The sequence below is a fragment of the Gordonia humi genome (assembly GCF_014197435.1).
In the GTDB taxonomy this organism is placed as follows: domain Bacteria; phylum Actinomycetota; class Actinomycetes; order Mycobacteriales; family Mycobacteriaceae; genus Gordonia; species Gordonia humi.
Genome location: NZ_JACIFP010000001.1, coordinates 4771651 through 4787045 on the forward strand (window position 1 = coordinate 4771651; position 15395 = coordinate 4787045).

14 protein-coding genes are annotated in these 15395 nt (G+C 68.6%); 11 read left to right on the top strand and 3 right to left on the bottom strand.

The window, feature by feature from the left end:
- The first annotated feature begins 69 nt into the window (after positions 1–69).
- From BKA16_RS22125 to BKA16_RS22145, 5 genes are all read left to right on the top strand, one after another.
- On the top strand, positions 70–375 hold the full coding sequence (locus BKA16_RS22125) for a putative quinol monooxygenase (RefSeq protein ID WP_183372724.1): 306 nt from the start codon (positions 70–72) through the stop codon (positions 373–375).
- A gap of 38 nt (positions 376–413) precedes the next feature.
- Positions 414–1253, top strand: coding sequence for an HpcH/HpaI aldolase/citrate lyase family protein (locus BKA16_RS22130; RefSeq protein ID WP_183372726.1), 840 nt, complete (start codon positions 414–416; stop codon positions 1251–1253).
- Positions 1254–1392: 139 nt separating this feature from the next.
- Complete coding sequence (locus BKA16_RS22135; protein WP_183372727.1) at positions 1393–2178, top strand: DUF1266 domain-containing protein; 786 nt, start codon at positions 1393–1395, stop codon at positions 2176–2178.
- Entirely contained in the window at positions 2175–3017 is an 843-nt protein-coding gene (locus BKA16_RS24220) for a DUF1266 domain-containing protein (protein WP_183372728.1), read from the top strand. Before BKA16_RS22135 ends, BKA16_RS24220 begins: the two co-directional genes overlap by 4 nt.
- A complete protein-coding gene (locus tag BKA16_RS22145) occupies positions 3017–3868 on the top strand; it encodes a DUF1266 domain-containing protein (protein WP_183372729.1) in 852 nt (283 codons plus the stop codon). Before BKA16_RS24220 ends, BKA16_RS22145 begins: the two co-directional genes overlap by 1 nt.
- Positions 3869–3921: 53 nt before the next feature.
- Here the strand turns inward: BKA16_RS22145 and BKA16_RS22150 are convergent, their stop codons facing one another.
- Positions 3922–4845 (bottom strand): alpha/beta hydrolase, encoded by a 924-nt coding sequence (locus tag BKA16_RS22150; protein ID WP_183373245.1) that lies wholly within the window; start codon positions 4843–4845, stop codon positions 3922–3924.
- A 661-nt stretch (positions 4846–5506) separates the two neighbouring features.
- Positions 5507–7132, bottom strand: a complete 1626-nt coding sequence (groL, locus tag BKA16_RS22155) for a chaperonin GroEL (protein ID WP_183372730.1) — start codon at positions 7130–7132, stop codon at positions 5507–5509.
- A 357-nt stretch (positions 7133–7489) separates the two neighbouring features.
- Between groL and BKA16_RS22160 the strand changes: the two genes are divergently transcribed.
- Both BKA16_RS22160 and BKA16_RS22165 read left to right on the top strand, forming a co-directional pair.
- Positions 7490–8677: an acyl-CoA dehydrogenase family protein gene (locus BKA16_RS22160; protein ID WP_183372731.1), complete on the top strand. Its 1188-nt coding sequence runs from the start codon at positions 7490–7492 to the stop codon at positions 8675–8677.
- Positions 8678–8724: 47 nt separating this feature from the next.
- Positions 8725–9561 (top strand): mycofactocin-coupled SDR family oxidoreductase, encoded by an 837-nt coding sequence (locus BKA16_RS22165; RefSeq protein ID WP_183372732.1) that lies wholly within the window; start codon positions 8725–8727, stop codon positions 9559–9561.
- Positions 9562–9575: 14 nt separating this feature from the next.
- Here the strand turns inward: BKA16_RS22165 and BKA16_RS22170 are convergent, their stop codons facing one another.
- On the bottom strand, positions 9576–12365 hold the full coding sequence (locus tag BKA16_RS22170) for a LuxR C-terminal-related transcriptional regulator (protein ID WP_343067581.1): 2790 nt from the start codon (positions 12363–12365) through the stop codon (positions 9576–9578).
- An 89-nt stretch (positions 12366–12454) separates the two neighbouring features.
- Between BKA16_RS22170 and BKA16_RS22175 the strand changes: the two genes are divergently transcribed.
- From BKA16_RS22175 to BKA16_RS22190, 4 genes are read left to right on the top strand one after another with little or no spacing between them, the layout of a single operon-like run.
- On the top strand, positions 12455–12850 hold the full coding sequence (locus tag BKA16_RS22175) for a nuclear transport factor 2 family protein (protein WP_183372734.1): 396 nt from the start codon (positions 12455–12457) through the stop codon (positions 12848–12850).
- Entirely contained in the window at positions 12847–13335 is a 489-nt protein-coding gene (locus BKA16_RS22180; RefSeq protein WP_183372735.1) for a flavin reductase family protein, read from the top strand. Before BKA16_RS22175 ends, BKA16_RS22180 begins: the two co-directional genes overlap by 4 nt.
- 30 nt (positions 13336–13365) lie before the next feature.
- On the top strand, positions 13366–14598 hold the full coding sequence (locus BKA16_RS22185; protein ID WP_183372736.1) for a sensor histidine kinase: 1233 nt from the start codon (positions 13366–13368) through the stop codon (positions 14596–14598).
- On the top strand, positions 14595–15383 hold the full coding sequence (locus BKA16_RS22190; protein ID WP_183372737.1) for a LytR/AlgR family response regulator transcription factor: 789 nt from the start codon (positions 14595–14597) through the stop codon (positions 15381–15383). Before BKA16_RS22185 ends, BKA16_RS22190 begins: the two co-directional genes overlap by 4 nt.
- Positions 15384–15395 lie beyond the last annotated feature (12 nt).

Consider the following 15395-nt stretch of genomic DNA (forward strand, 5'->3'; position numbering starts at 1 on the left):
CGCGATCCGGCCACAGAACTACCGCGTTCACTGGACGGAGTGACTCAGATCGTCATACAATTAATCTCGATGAGTGAGACAACACGTTCGGCAGTCCAGGTGATCGCCCACTATTACGCGAAACCCGACACAGCCGACGACGTGCTCGCCGCACTCACCCGATTGGCGGCCGCGAGCCGCACCGAGCCCGGCAACCGCACCTATGAATTCTTCCGCGGCGTCGAAGCGCCCGAGCACATCGTCATCCTCGAGTCGTACGACTCGCAGGCCGCCCTGGACGCCCACCGCGCGTCCGACCATTTCCGATCGATCGGCGTCGGCCGGATCATCCCGATGCTCACCGAGCGCGCGGTGATCGAACTCCCGACCGACTGACCGCCGAACCTCCTCCCTCCCGCCCCGAAGGACCTCTCATGACCTCTGCAGACTCCGCGATCGACTACGCCCTCTCCCGCTCCTGGCTCCTGGTCAGCGGCGACCGCCCCGAGACCTTCGCCGACTCCGTCGCGTCGGAGGCCGACCAGCTGATCTTCGACCTCGAAGACGCTGTCGCGGCCGCCCGCAAACCGCAGGCGCGCGACATCGTCGCCGACTGGCTGTCCGTCCCCGGCAACGAGGGCTGGGTACGCATCAACGACGCCGACACCACTTTCTGGAGCGACGACATCGCCCGCCTGCGCACCGTTCCCGGCCTGCGCGGCGTGATGCTCGCGAAGGTCGAATCGGCCGCGCACGTCGCCGACACCATTGCCGCGTTCGGCGGCCGCGTGGCCGTCGTCGCCCTCGTGGAATCCGCCCTCGGCATCGAGGAAGCGACCGCGATCGCCCGCGCCGGCGCCGTGCGCCTGGCGTTCGGATCCGGCGACTACCGCCGCGACACCGGCATGGCCGCCACCGATCTCGCGATGTCGTTCCCCCGTGCCCGCCTGGCGAACTCGTCGCGGATCGGCAAGCTGCCCAACCCGATCGACGGTCCGACTCCCGGCTCCGACCTCGATCTGCTGCGCGCGCAGACCGTCATCGCCCGCGACCACGGAATGACCGGCCGCCTCTGCCTGTACCCGGCTCAGGCCCGCATCGTGAACGAGGCGATGAGCCCGACCGCCGCCGACGTCGACTGGGCCCGCGCGTTCCTCGGCGAGTTCGAACGCGAGGGCGGACAGATCCGCAACGGCAGCGACAAGCCGCGTCTGTTCGAGGCCAACCGCATTCAGCGTCTCGCATCGGCGTACGGAGTCACGACCGCAGTCTGACGCACCGCCGGGCCGACCCCGAACCCGCGTGTACGCGTCGCCGTCCACGACGTGAACGACGACGCCCCGCCGATGCAGTACGTTCGACGGTCAGGGGGTGTGAGAGCCGCGCCCAACCGACCCGTCGAGGAGCAGCCCTGTGACATCCGGATTCGCCTCGCCGATCCTGACTTCGCCGAACGGGCCGACGCGCGGTCCCCATGCGTCGGTCCTGGCACTCGGCGCCCCGCTCGCCTTGGGACAGAACGTCTTCTGGAACAGCCCGGAACGCCCCGGCGCAGCGCCCGGGACAGTCGACGCATCCGTCGAAGAGAAGCTGGCGCTCACCCGACGCTGGCAGATCACGAGCACCGACTCGTGGTTGTCGGTGACCGATCGGATGATCCGCGGCGAGCACATCCGTGCACACGCCGCCGAAGCCGCCCTCGACGTGCGCGACGAAGTCCTCGAATCGTCGTCGTCCGCCTATCTGGACATCGACGACTGGCTGCGGGCGACGAGTACCCACGCCGAACGCAACGGCTGGGACGACGACCACACCGATCTCGTGATGCGCTTGGCGGTGAAAGCTTTTCACGCGGAACAGCAGCTCGCCGCCGACGATATGCTGCCCGCCGGGCAGCGAGTCGTGACGATGTTCGCGCACGACCTCGCGACCGCCGCCTACCTCACGCAGGCGGGCGCCCGCATGGGTTACGCCGACCCGGCGACGGTGAATCAGATGATCGACGCGATCGGTCACAACGCGGCGGGTGTGTTCAGCTCGTGGGCGTCGTTCGCGGCGTCGTACGCGATGGCGTCGACGATGCTCTACGGCGGCTACCCGGTCGACGAACCGTACACCGGTGCGGTGTCGGCGGTACGGCTGCTGCTGTCGGACCCGATGAGTCCGTGGACCAACATCGGCTTCCCGGGACAGCCGTGATCGACCGCCGCGCCGACAGCGGCATCGCACCGAGATTCGGTTCGACCGTCTATGCGGCGGCCACGTCGAAGATCGTCGTCGACCCGACCGGCCCGCTGTACGACGACCGGGCGCAGGCCCTCGCCCTCGACGCCGTGTCGGCGACCTCCGGAACCATCGCCTGGAACAGCCTGGTGATCCCCGGCATGTCGACATACGAGGTGCGAGTCAATCTGTCCCGCAACGGGATCGATAGCACCGGCGACTGGGTGTCGCACCTGGGTTCGTGTCTGGATCCGGACATGTTCGGCGATCTGGGATTCGTCCTCGACGTGCGGGCGGAGATGATGCGGCGCGAGGGCCGAGCCGTCTCCGTCGAGCACTGGCGCGCCGAACTCCACGAGTTCCTCGCCGCGAGCGGCCAGGACGACGACGCGCACGAGGCGGTCGATCGGATCTGCACCGCGGTGGACGAGGTCGACGGTTGGATCGCCGCGGCCGGCCTGCTCCCGGCGGGCACGGCGTTGCGCTCGGTGATCGGCGCCCAGTGCTCGCGGGCGGTGACCGCTCTCCGTTGGGGCGCCCAGTCCGGCTACGGCGACGCCGACGCCGTCCGCCAGGGGCTGTTCGCGGCCCGCGATCTCGCCGGTCGCCACTTCGCCGACTGGACCGAGTACGGTACGTCGGTCCTCGCCGGGTGGGCCTTGAGCGAGGCGCCCGAGAACCGTCGCGCCGCGTGGGACGCCGGTCTGCCCGCCCTCGCCACTCTCCTGACCGCCGTCGACAGTCCGTGGCGCAACCTCGACTTCCCGCTCACCGCAGACTTCACCGGTCTGCCCGACCTTCTCGGAGACGACTGATGGCACTGTTTCGGCGACGATCGACCGACGAGGAACGCGATTGGGGCACCAACGATCCCGAGAAACTCGCGGAGGTCATGGCCCGCGACTTCGCGTCGGCGCCGCTCCCCACCGATCCCGTCGGATACCTGTACGGCCCCATCGCGCAGGGACTGGCCATGTCCGGGCCGATGGCAGCGGCGAACAACGGCTGCTGGAATTCGCTGACCGACATCGGCGACCTCACCGTCACCGATGTGCGCGACATCCTCGACGGCACCTGGGGCATCACCGACGCCGACGACTGGATGGAACGGCTCAACGCACTCGTGTCCTCCGGATACGGAGACTGGATCGCCTACCACGCCGCCGACATCCGGCGGGACGCTCGGCGCGCCCGCGACGTGTCGACGCTCGACGATGCGACATGGGAACGTGAGCTGCGCGCCGAGGCCGCGCGGCTCGAGACGCAGGACGGATACGCCGACGCCCTCGTCGCGGCGATCCCCGGTATCCGCGCCGCCGAAGACACCCTCCGTCGCGGTCGGCTCCTCGCCGCCGACGAGGAGGTCGAGGCCCTCGACGCCTACGACTACGTGCGGGCGGGCAACATCGCCCGCTGGGGTGTCGCCGTCGGCTGGGGCGATCCGATCATCGTCCGGAACGTCGCTCTCGCCGTCCGGGACGCGGCGATCGAACATTACTCGTCGTGGCGGGACTTCGGCCTCGGGATGACCGCCGGACGGATCGTGACGTTCCCGGACACCTGGGGAAAGCGTGTGATCGACGGCGTCGAGCTGGTTCGTCCGTTCCTCGACTCGGTCCACTCACCGTGGAATCATCTGCCGTTCCCGACCGAACCGTTGGACTGACGGAGTCGCTCGACGCAGGTCGAGTACACCGGACGCACGCGAACCGCCGACCGTCAGCGCATCGACCGCTCCAGCGTCGGCCACGAGCGGTGCAGTTCGTCCTGCCAGTACGGCCAGGCGTGCGTGCCGACGTTCCGGAAGTGGAATGTCGCCGGAATCTTCAACTGCCGTAAGCGTTTCGACAGGGTGATCGTGCACTGGTTCGTGGCCGCCTCGATCACGGTTCCCAGCCCCATCTGATTGGCGTACGTGTAGAGGTCGCCGTCGATGCCGGGGCCGTCGAGCCGGTCGTGCGGTCCGGGCACCCCCGAACCGTTGCTGATGTAGAGCGTGGTGCCGCGCAGCTTGTCCGCGTGGACGACGGGATCGTTGGCACGCCACCCGGGCCCGTCTTCGGGTCCCCACATGTTCTCGACGTCGCCGCCACCGCGGGATTCGATGACGATCTTGATGTACAACTGACCGAACGGCGTGCTCGTCTCGGCGCAGCCGCTGTACGCGCCGACGCCGCGATAGAGACCGGGTGCGTTCTCGGCCAGGCTCAGCACCGATGTCCCCGCCATCGAGATCCCGGCGATCGCGTTGACACCGTTCGTGCCCAGTCGCGCATCGACCACCGGCGGCAGCTCCTTGGTCAGGAAGGTGGTCCACTTGTTGCGGCCGAGGACGGGATCGTCCTTGCGCCAGTCGGTGTAATAGCTGAAGGCGCCCTCCATGGGCACGACGACGTTGACGTTCTTGTCGGCGAAGAAGTCGACGACGTCGGTCCGGTCGAACCAGTTGGCCGCGTCTTCGCCGCCGCCGGCTCCGTTGAGGAGATACAGGGTGGGGCGCGGCGCGCTCGTGTCCGCGGGACGGAGCACGCGCAGCGGGATCGCCCGCCCCATCGATGCCGACCACACGGTCATATCCGTCACGTGTTCGGATGATTTCGCGTGCGCGGGAGCGACGGCGAATCCGCCGACCACCAGCAGCATCACGGTCAGAACCACGACGACACTTCGTACTCTGTGCACCGGCCTACGGCCTCTCTTCGAATGGACGGTTACTCTCGGGAACGCAATCGTGGTGCGACCGTGTACCAGACGGTCGCACCACGATTGTCTCGATGCTCGGGTCAGAGCGATCCGGTGATGAGCGACGGGATGATCGCCAGTCCGAGTTGGACCAGTTGGCTGATCATGTCGATGAATCCGCTGAGCACAGTCGTCTCCTTTCCTCAGTTCGGTGCGAGCAGGGTGGGTCTACGGGCTTCTCAGATGAAGAAGTCCCAGAACTGTCCCATGATGTTGAAGAAGAAGGTGATCACATCGGTGACCGTTGTACTGCCCATGAACTTTCGCCTCTCTTACGCGTCCCGACCGACGGCCGCCTGATTCGTGCGGCCGACGTCGATTCTGGAACGAGAGCATGTCGCGCATCACACGAAGAGGAACTTCGTTACGCCGGTGAGACCGAGTGAAGTCATTTGCGCCGATCATCCGAACGAATGGCACGCGTTCGCATGAACAATTGACAGTTGATCGATCGACAGACTCGGACCGCACCCGGACGCGCCGAAGGCCGGCCACCCCCTTGGGGTGACCGGCCTTCGGTCGAGATCTGCGATCTGGCGCAGGTGTTCCGATCCCGGTGGGATCAGAAGCCCATGCCGCCCATCTCGTCGCCGCCCGGCATGGCCGGCACAGCGTTCTTCTCGGGCTTGTCGGCGACGACGGCCTCGGTGGTGAGGAACAGAGCCGCGATCGAGGCTGCGTTCTGCAGCGCCGAGCGGGTGACCTTCACCGGGTCGTTGATGCCTGCGGCGAGCAGGTCCTCGTACTCGTTGGTGCCGGCGTTGAGGCCGGTGCCCAGCGGCGAGTTGCGGACCTTGTCGGCGACGACGCCCGGCTCCAGGCCTGCGTTGACGGCGATCTGCTTGGCCGGAGCCGACAGCGCGACCTTGACGATGTTCGCACCGGTGGCCTCGTCGCCCTCGAGCGACAGACCGTCGATGGCGGCCTCGGACTGCAGCAGTGCAGCGCCACCACCGGCGACGATGCCCTCTTCGACGGCGGCCTTCGCGTTGCGGACGGCGTCCTCGATACGGTGCTTGCGCTCCTTGAGCTCCACCTCGGTGGCAGCGCCGGCCTTGATGACTGCGACGCCGCCGGCCAGCTTGGCCAGGCGCTCCTGCAGCTTCTCGCGGTCGTAGTCGCTGTCGCTCTTCTCGATCTCCGAGCGGATCTGTGCGACGCGGCCCGCGATGGCCTCGTTGTCGCCCGCACCGTCGACGATGGTGGTCTCGTCCTTGGTCACGACGACCTTGCGCGCGGTGCCGAGCAGCTCGACGCCCGCGGTCTCCAGCGAGAGGCCGACCTCTTCGCTGATGACCTCGCCACCGGTGAGGATGGCGATGTCGGCCAGCATGGCCTTGCGACGGTCACCGAAGCCCGGAGCCTTGACGGCGACGGACTTGAAGGTGCCCTTGAGCTTGTTGACGACCAGGGTCGAGAGGGCTTCGCCCTCGACGTCCTCGGCGATGATCAGCAGCGGCTTACCGGCCTGGATGACCTTCTCCAGCAGGGGAAGCAGGTCCTTGATGGTCGAGACCTTGCCCGAGACCAGCAGGATGTACGGGTCCTCGAGGACGGCTTCCTGACGGTCGGCGTCGGTGACGAAGTAACCCGAGATGTAGCCCTTGTCGAAGCGCATGCCCTCGGTGAGCTCCAGCTGCAGACCGAAGGTCTGAGCCTCTTCGACGGTGATGACGCCTTCCTTGCCGACCTTGTCCATCGCCTCGGCGATGAGTTCGCCGATCGCGGGGTCGCCGGCCGAGATGCCCGCGGTCGCAGCGATCTGCTCCTTGGTCTCGACCTCCTTGGCCGAACCCAGCAGCGACTCGGTGACGGCGGCGACGGCCTTCTCGATGCCGCGCTTCAGACCCATCGGGTTGGCGCCGGCGGCGACGTTGCGCAGGCCCTCGCGGACGAGCGCCTGAGCGAGAACGGTGGCGGTGGTGGTGCCGTCACCTGCGACGTCGTCGGTCTTCTTGGCGACTTCCTTGACCAGCTCTGCGCCGATCTTCTCGTACGGGTCCTCCAGCTCGATCTCCTTGGCGATGGAAACACCATCGTTGGTGATCGTGGGGGCGCCCCACTTCTTCTCCAGGACGACGTTGCGACCCTTGGGGCCGAGCGTGACCTTGACGGCGTCGGCGAGGCTGTTCAGGCCGCGCTCGAGTCCGCGACGGGCCTCTTCGTCGAAAGCAATCTGCTTTGCCATTGGTAAGTGATCCTCCGGTAGGGGGTGACACTAAGTATTCGGAGGGTCGGACTCGATGCCCGCGACGGACGACCGGGGTGTCTTGTGAACCGGCCTCACCGTTCCGACCTGGCACTCACATGCCGCGAGTGCCAAGTTCCGTTTTAGCACTCGGGTACCGAGAGTGCAAGGGATCTCGACCGCGGTCCGCCCGAGTGCGGCCGATGGAGCGGATCGCGGTCGGCCGAGGGCGCGAACGGCTCCGACGAACACACGTAGCGGACCACGTAGCCACCCCATGGCGGACACCCACCAGTACCGAGCATCGTGAGCTGGGACACATCAGTTCGCCGCCTCGGCGACAGGAAAGGATCACCCATGACCGTCACCGTTCCCGACACCGACCGCGCCTCGCGTACCGAGTACTGGCTCGACCGCGCTCGTTCCGCCGCCGAAGTGATCGAGGCCGAAGCCGACGCGATCGAGGCCGAGGCCACGATCACCGAACGCGCCTACCGCGCCCTCGCCGACAACGACCTGTTCTGGATTCTGATCCCCGAGGAGTACGGCGGCGCGGGTCTGGACATCGTGAGCGCGTTCAAGGTGGTCCAGGAGATCGCCCGCGCCGACGGCTCCGCCGGGTGGGCGTTCATGGCGAACGCGTGCAGTATGGCCGTCGCCGCCGGATTCACCGATCCCGACGGGGCCCGGGAGATGTTCGCCGGCGAGCCGCGCGGCATCACCGCGGGCATGGTGGTGCCGACCGGCTCGGCCGTCCGCGTCGACGGCGGCTACCGCGTGACCGGCCGTTTCCAGTTCGCCAGCGGATCGGCGCACGCGTCGTGGATCGGCGCCGGGTTCATCGTGTCCGACGACGACGGACAGCCGATCATCGACGAGAACGGGCAGCCGGACGCCCACATCGCCTGGATTCCGCGCGATGAGGTGGAGTTCCTCGACAACTGGAACGTGATGGGAATGGTCGGCACCGGCTCGTACGACTACCAGGTCGTCGACGTGTTCGTCCCCGAGCGCTTCACGATGGAGACCTTCTCCACCGACCCGGTCCGTCCCGAGCCCGTGTACCGCCTCGGTCTGATGGGCATCGGTGTCGGCGGACACGCACCGGTGGCCCTCGGGCTCGCCGAACGCGCCCTGCAGGAGATCGTCGGCATCGTCGAGGGCAAGATCCGCCCCGGCTACACCGGACCGGTGGGCGAATCGGACCTCTTCCGCATCGACTTCGCCCGCCACGAGGCCCGATACCGCGCCGCGCGCGCCTTCGTCTACGAGGTCTTCGGCGACGCCCAGGCCGCCGTCGACGCCGATCGTCCGCTCACCGAGGAGCACAACGCCCGGCTCCGCCAGGCCGCGACCTGGGCCCAGGAGGTGGCCGGCGACGTGGTCATGTTCGCGCACCGCTGGGCGGGCAGCGCCACCGTCCGCCAGCCGAGCGCCCTCGGCCGTTGCGTCCGCGACGCCGCGGTCGCCACACAGCACGCGCTCGTCGACCGGATGACGCTCGTCGACGCGGCGCCCGCCATCATGCCCGCCTACCGCCGCTGAACCACGCACACACACACAGCACACGTCAACCGAGAGGAGCACGAATCATGGGACAGCTGGACGGCAAGGTCGCCCTCGTCACGGGAGCGGCGCGCGGACAGGGGCGCTCGCATGCCGAGCGGCTCGCCGAGGAGGGCGCCGACATCATCGCGATCGACATCTGCGACACCCTCGAGAGCACGGACTATCGGGGATCGACCCGCGAGGATCTCGACGAGACCGCGAGGTACGTGGAGAAGACCGGCGCGCGGGTGATCACCGAGGTGGTGGACGTCCGCGATCTCGGGGCCCTCGAACGCGCCGTCGCGGCGGGCATCGCCGAGTTCGGTCGGCTCGACACGGTGGTGGCGAACGCGGGCATCTTCTCCTCCGCGCCCCTCCACGAACTGACCGAGCAGCAGTGGGACGAGATGATCGGCGTCAATCTGACGGGTGTGTGGAAGACGATGCGCGCCACCGTTCCCCATCTCATCGAACAGGGTGAGGGCGGGTCGATCATTCTGATCAGCTCCACCGGCGGCCTGCAGGGGTTCCCCAACTTCGCGCATTACGTCGCGGCCAAGCACGGTGTCACCGGACTCGCCCGCACCGCGTCGAACGAACTGGCGTCGCACATGATCCGATGCAACTCGGTGCACCCGTCGTCAGTGCTCACCGACATGATCGATCACGAGGCGATGTACCGGCTGTTCCGGCCGGATCTGCCCGCGCCCACGCACGACGACTTCCGGGAGGCATGCCAGTCCGGGATGAACCTGCTGCCGATTCCGTGGCTGGAGCCGGTCGACATCTCGAACGCCGTCGTCTGGCTCGCCTCCGACGCGTCACGGTACGTCACCGGCGTCGCGCTGCCGATCGACGCCGGAGCGATGTCGAAGGTCTGACTCCGCGGGCGGGACTACGCCGCGCCGACCACCGCGGAGACCTCGGTGCGGCGGGTCAGACCGAGTTTGCCGAGGAGATGTTCCACGTGCCCTTCGACGGTCCTCGTCGACAGCACCAAGCGTTCGGCGATCTCCCGGTTGGTCATTCCCGCGGCGACCAGATCGGCGACCTCCCTCTCGCGCGGCGACAGCCCCGCGAGACGGAGGTCGTCGTCGGTGTCCGGCGCCGGGGACACCTGGCGATCGAACAGGAACTCGTCGAGGTCGGCGGCCGACATCGCGGTTCCCGCCGTCCACGCACGATCGAAGACCCCCTCCCCGCAGTGGCGGCGGGCGTCGTCGAGCGCCTTGGTCCGCATCGCGTTCCACCGTTCGGATCCGTACAGCTGCCTGCCGACCGATCCCCACATGGCCGAGGCCGCGCCGAGGACGACGGCGGCCCGGCGACCGTCTCCGCGCGCGGCCAGCGCCCAGCCGAGGAGATCGGTCATGAGCGTCGTGCCGACGACGTCGCCGAAGTCGCGGTGGCCGCTGAGCGCCTCGGTGGCGAGTTCGGCCGCGGCGTCCTCCTCCCCGCGCAGCAACGCGACGAGGCCGAGCCCGTAGGTGGCGTAGGCGTGGAACCAACGTTCGCCGATCGCCGCGGAGCCGTCGTGCACCTCGGTGAAGGCGGCCTCGGCCGCATCGACGTCCTGGGTCACACTGAGCAGCATTCCCCGGTGCACCTGCAACGTCGCCAGCAGCGCGGGTCCGCCGCCGATGACGCGGTATCGCGTCTCGGCTTCGTCGAGCAGCACCCGCGCCTGGCCGACGTCGCCGGCGAAGAACTCACGCAGGCCCGCGGTGTGCTGCGCGAACGCGTCGGTCACCGGATCGAGCCCGGCCGATATCTCGCGGGCGCGCAGCACGCTGTACTCCGCCGCGTCCCGGTCGCCCTGCAGCGTCTGGACCAGGGCGAGCACCGACAGGATCCGCCCCTTGGCGCGGGCGTCGACCCCGTCGAGCTCGAGGGCCTGCGTCAGCCACATGCGGTGTTCACGGATCGATATCCCGCACGCCCACAGGAACCGTGCGCTGCCGAGCGCCTCGGCCGCGACGGCGACGGCGTCGGGATCGCCGGAGGTCGTCATCACCCAATGCAGTGCGGCGCGGATGTTTCCCCGATTGGATCCGACGACGGTCGCCTTGGCCAGTTGATCCGGGCCGTACCAGTGCTCGTCGGAGTCGACGATCATCCGGGTACAGCAGTCGAGGAGGCGGGCGTGCAGTCGGTGCTGCTCGTGCCTCGGCGTCTTTCCCCATCCGTACTGGCGGATGGTCTCCAGCATGCGGAATCGCATCCGCCCGTCGCTCGACTCCCCGATCAGCACCGACTTCGCGACGAGCGCCGACACACAGTCGAGGACGTCCTCGGCCGGCAGAGCGTCGTCGGTGCACACGGCCTCGACCGCGTCGAGGTCGAATCCCCCGGCGAAGATCGCGGCCCGCTGCCACAGCAGCTGCTCACGCGTCGTGCACAGTTCGTAGCTCCAGTCGACGGTGGCCTGCAGGCTCCGATGGCGCGGCGCGAGATCGCGCGAGGTGACGCCGAGCAATGACATGCGTCGATCCAGGTAGTCCGCGAGATCATGCACCGACAGCACGCTCAGGCGAGTACAGGCCAGCTCGATCGCCAACGGCAGACCGTCCAGTCGTTCGCAGATGCGCTGCACGGCCTCCACGTTCTGCTCGTCGAGTTCGAATCCCGACAGCACCGCCGACGCCCGACGCGCGAACAGCTCCGGTGCGCCGGCACCGTCCGCGGCCATCGGCAGCGGCTGCAGGTGAAAGACGTTCTCCCCGGGCACGGCCAACAGTTCACGCGAGGTCACCAGGATCCGGAGTCGGCCGGTCTGTTCGAGCAGCCGCGCGGCGAGCTCGGCCGCACCGTCGACGACGTGCTCGCAGTTGTCCAACACCAGAAGCATCCGCCGGTCGCGAAGATAGGCGATGAGCGCGTCGTCGGCCGAGACGTCCGACGCCGCGCGCGTCTCGAGGGCGAGCGCGTCGCACACCGTCTGGCTCAGCAGGTCCGCACTGCGCACCGAGGCGAACTCGACGAACCTGACGCCGTCCGGAAACGCCCGACGGAACTCCTCCGCCGCCTGGAGCGCGACCCGACTCTTTCCGATGCCGCCGGGGCCGACCACCGACACCAGCCGGGACTCGCCGAGCAGACACCGCAGCTCACGCAGTTCGCGACGGCGTCCGACGAAGCTCGTCGTCTGTCCGGGGAGACCCGGGGAGCCCGACGCCACGGCGCCCACCGCATTCTCCGCGCGGACGTCCCGGACCTTCCTGGCGAGGAGCGTGCGGGAATGCTGCCAGTCGATGCGCCGACCGATCTCGGCGATGGTCACCTCGGGTTCGCGAGCGATGACGTCGCGGATCGCCCGATCGGCGTCGTCGGCCACCGAACCCCGATGCCGACGATGGTCGTCGGGCGGCGACGGCAGCGACAGTGCGCGGCGCACGGTGTTCCGCGACATCCCCAGACGCGCGGCGATCCCCTTGATCGATTCGCCATCGTCGTGGCATCGGCGGATCTGCGCCCATTCGTCGGCGTTCACTGCACCCCTTCTCCCGGATGAGATGCAGCTCACTATGGTTCCTGAGACGACGACGGTGCAACCGTGGGGGTCAAGATGTGTCGATCCGGCCGCCCCGCACCCCCGTCGGCGATCTCCGCATACGGGGCCTCCACACCTCTGAACTGCGCCGACGAGGTAGACCCCGTGGTCTGTTCGGACGGGTAGCCCGACCACGTAGTCCGACGGTTATCCGTGAGCTCGGCCACACGCCAGAGTGGACTGGTCAACGGATTCCCCAGACCCGACACAGATGGAGACCACCGATGTCGAACCCCAACGCCGACGCCCTCACTCAGGCCTTCGCCGCCGCCGACGCCGGAGATCCGGCTCCGCTTCTCGCGCTGTACGACGATTCGATGACCTGGGCGGGGTTCTCGTTCGACGGGACTCAGCGCGTGTACACCAAGGACGAGTTCCTGGCCGGACTCGGCGTGCTCGCCCAGCTCGACGCGTCGAGCAACGAGGTGGTCGCGACGTCGTCGTACGGCGACGAGATCGTCGTCGCCACCATCCGCGCCTACCGCAAGCTGGGCGAACACGAACTCGACATCGAGATGATCATGGCCCACCGTTTCATCGACGGCCGCGTGGTGCGCGGTGCCGACATGGTGCCGTCGTCGTTCGAGGCGTTCTGGGCGGCCACCGGACTCGCCGGATGATGCGGGTCGACGCGACGCTCGCCGTCGAGTTCCGCGAGGCGATGGCGAATCTGTGCGCGCCGGTCACCGTCGTCGGCGTCCTCGACGACGAGCGCGCGCACGGCACGACGGTCAGCGCCGTCATGTCGTTGTCGATGACGCCGCCGCTGATCGCGGTGGCCCTCGCCGACACCTCGGACACGCTGGCGTTGATCCGCCGCACCGGCGCCTTCAGCATCAACGTGCTGAGCGCCGCGCAGGCTTCGATCGCGATGTCGCTCGCGACGAAGGGAGTCGACAAGTTCGCCGACATCGGATGGCACCGGTGCGCCGGAACGCCGCGGGTCGCCGACTGCGCGGCGTGGCTGCCCTGCACGGTGGCCGACGATCTGCCGGGCGGCGATCACCGGATCATCGTCGGCGCCGTCGCCGACGCATCGATCGATCCCGGAGCGTCCCCGCTGACCTACCACCGGAGGACGTTCGGCACCCACGTCGCCCACTGAGCGACCCGCACCGCGATACGCTCGTCACTCATGTCGGGCGAACTGATCGCGATCACGGTGGTCGGCGTCGTGGTGGCCGCGACGGCGATCGTCGTCGCGCTGCGCACCCGCCGGGTGGTGTCCACACCGGCCGAACGCGCCGTGCACGACACCCTGCACACCGCCGCGCTCGCCGCGGCGCCGCTCCGCCGGGGGCTCACCGACGAGTCGGCGGCCGCCGCGATCGCGCCGTTGCGCACCTTGACCGGCGCCGAAGGCGTCGCCCTGTACGGACCGGACACGCAACTCCTCGCCTGCGACGGCGAGTTGGCGGCCGGACCGATGGTCGACGCGGCCGCCGAACTCGCCGCGGCGGCGCTCACCGAAGGGCATCCGAGCGTGCGGAGCGACCCGGCGGGCGCCGCGTCGCCGATCCGGCAGCTGCTCGCCGCGCCGCTGCTCACCGACGACATCGTCGCAGGCGTCCTGGTCGTCGCCATCCGCGACGAACCGCGTCCCGGCACCATCGGCACCATCACCGAGGTGGCTCGGTACGTCGCGAGCCAACTCCAACTCGCCGAACTCGACGCGTCACGGGCACGTCTGGATCGCGCGGAAGTCCTGGCCCTGCGCGCCCAGATCAGCCCGCACTTCATCTACAACGCGTTGAACACGATCGCGTCGTTCGTGCGCACCGATCCCGATCGGGCACGCGAACTGATCCTCGACTTCGCCGACTTCACCCGATACTCGTTCCGTGCGGCGGGCGAGTACACGCCGCTCGCCGACGAACTGCGCAACATCGATCGCTACCTGACTCTCGAACGCGCCCGGTTCGGCGACGGTCTCACCGTGAAGCTCCAGGTGGCGCCGGAGGTGCTGGGCGTCGTCCTGCCCTTCCTGGCGTTGCAGCCACTCGTCGAGAACGCCGTCCGCCACGGGATGGCCGGCCGACGGATCGGCACCATCAGCATCGTCGCGCGCGACGCCGGACCGGACTGTCTGCTCAGCGTCGACGACGACGGGATCGGCATGGACCCGGAACTGCTGCGCTCCGGGGCGATCGACGCACTCGATCCGGCGGGGCCGGCCGAGTCGGACGGCGCCCATGTCGGATTGACGAATGTCGACCAACGTCTGCGCTCGGCATTCGGGAACGACTACGGTCTGGTAGTCGAGACCGCCGTCGGCGCGGGCACCAAGGTGAGCATGCGAATCCCGAAGTTCGCCGCCGGGGTGCGCGTCGACTCGCCCGCCGATGGAAGGGAGCCGCACCCGCGATGACCGGACTCACCGTCCTCGCCGTCGACGACGAGGCGCCCGCCCTCGACGAACTCGCGTTCCTGCTGAACCGCAACGATGCCGTCGCGACGGTGTCCACCGCATCCGATGCGACCTCGGCGCTGCGCGAACTCGGCGACCATCGGGTGGACGCCGCCTTCCTCGACATCTCGATGCCCGGGCTGTCCGGTATGGAACTGGCCGGTGTGCTGGCCAGATACGCCGATCCGCCGCCCGTGGTGTTCGTGACCGCGCACGAGGACCGCGCGGTCGAGGCGTTCGGCGTCGGTGCGATCGATTATCTGCTCAAGCCGCTCCGCGAGGAACAGCTGGCGCGCGCGATCGACCGGATCGTCGCGCATCGTTCGCCGCGCGGAGACGAGTCCGCCCCGGATGACGCTCCGTCGACGGACGCCGACGAGGTGATTCCGGTCGAATCCGGCGGAGTCACCTCGCTGATACGCCGGGACGCGATCTCCTGGGTGGAGGCCGTCGGCGACTACGCGCGCCTGCACGCCGACACCGGCTCGTATCTGGTGCGAGTGCCCCTGTCCACGCTCGAGGCACGGTGGCGGCCCGCCGGTTTCGCGCGCGTGCACCGCAGTTACCTGGTGAGTCTGTCGATGGTGGCCGGTCTGCGGTCGGCGGGTGCGTCGACCATGGTCCGAGTGCAGGCCAACGGGGTCTCGCCGGCCGTGGAGCTTCCGGTGAGCCGCCGCCAGGTCCGCGAGCTGAAGGACCGGTTGGTACGCGACCCGATGCGGACCATCCGCGGCACGGGCGGCTGACGTGCCCGACCG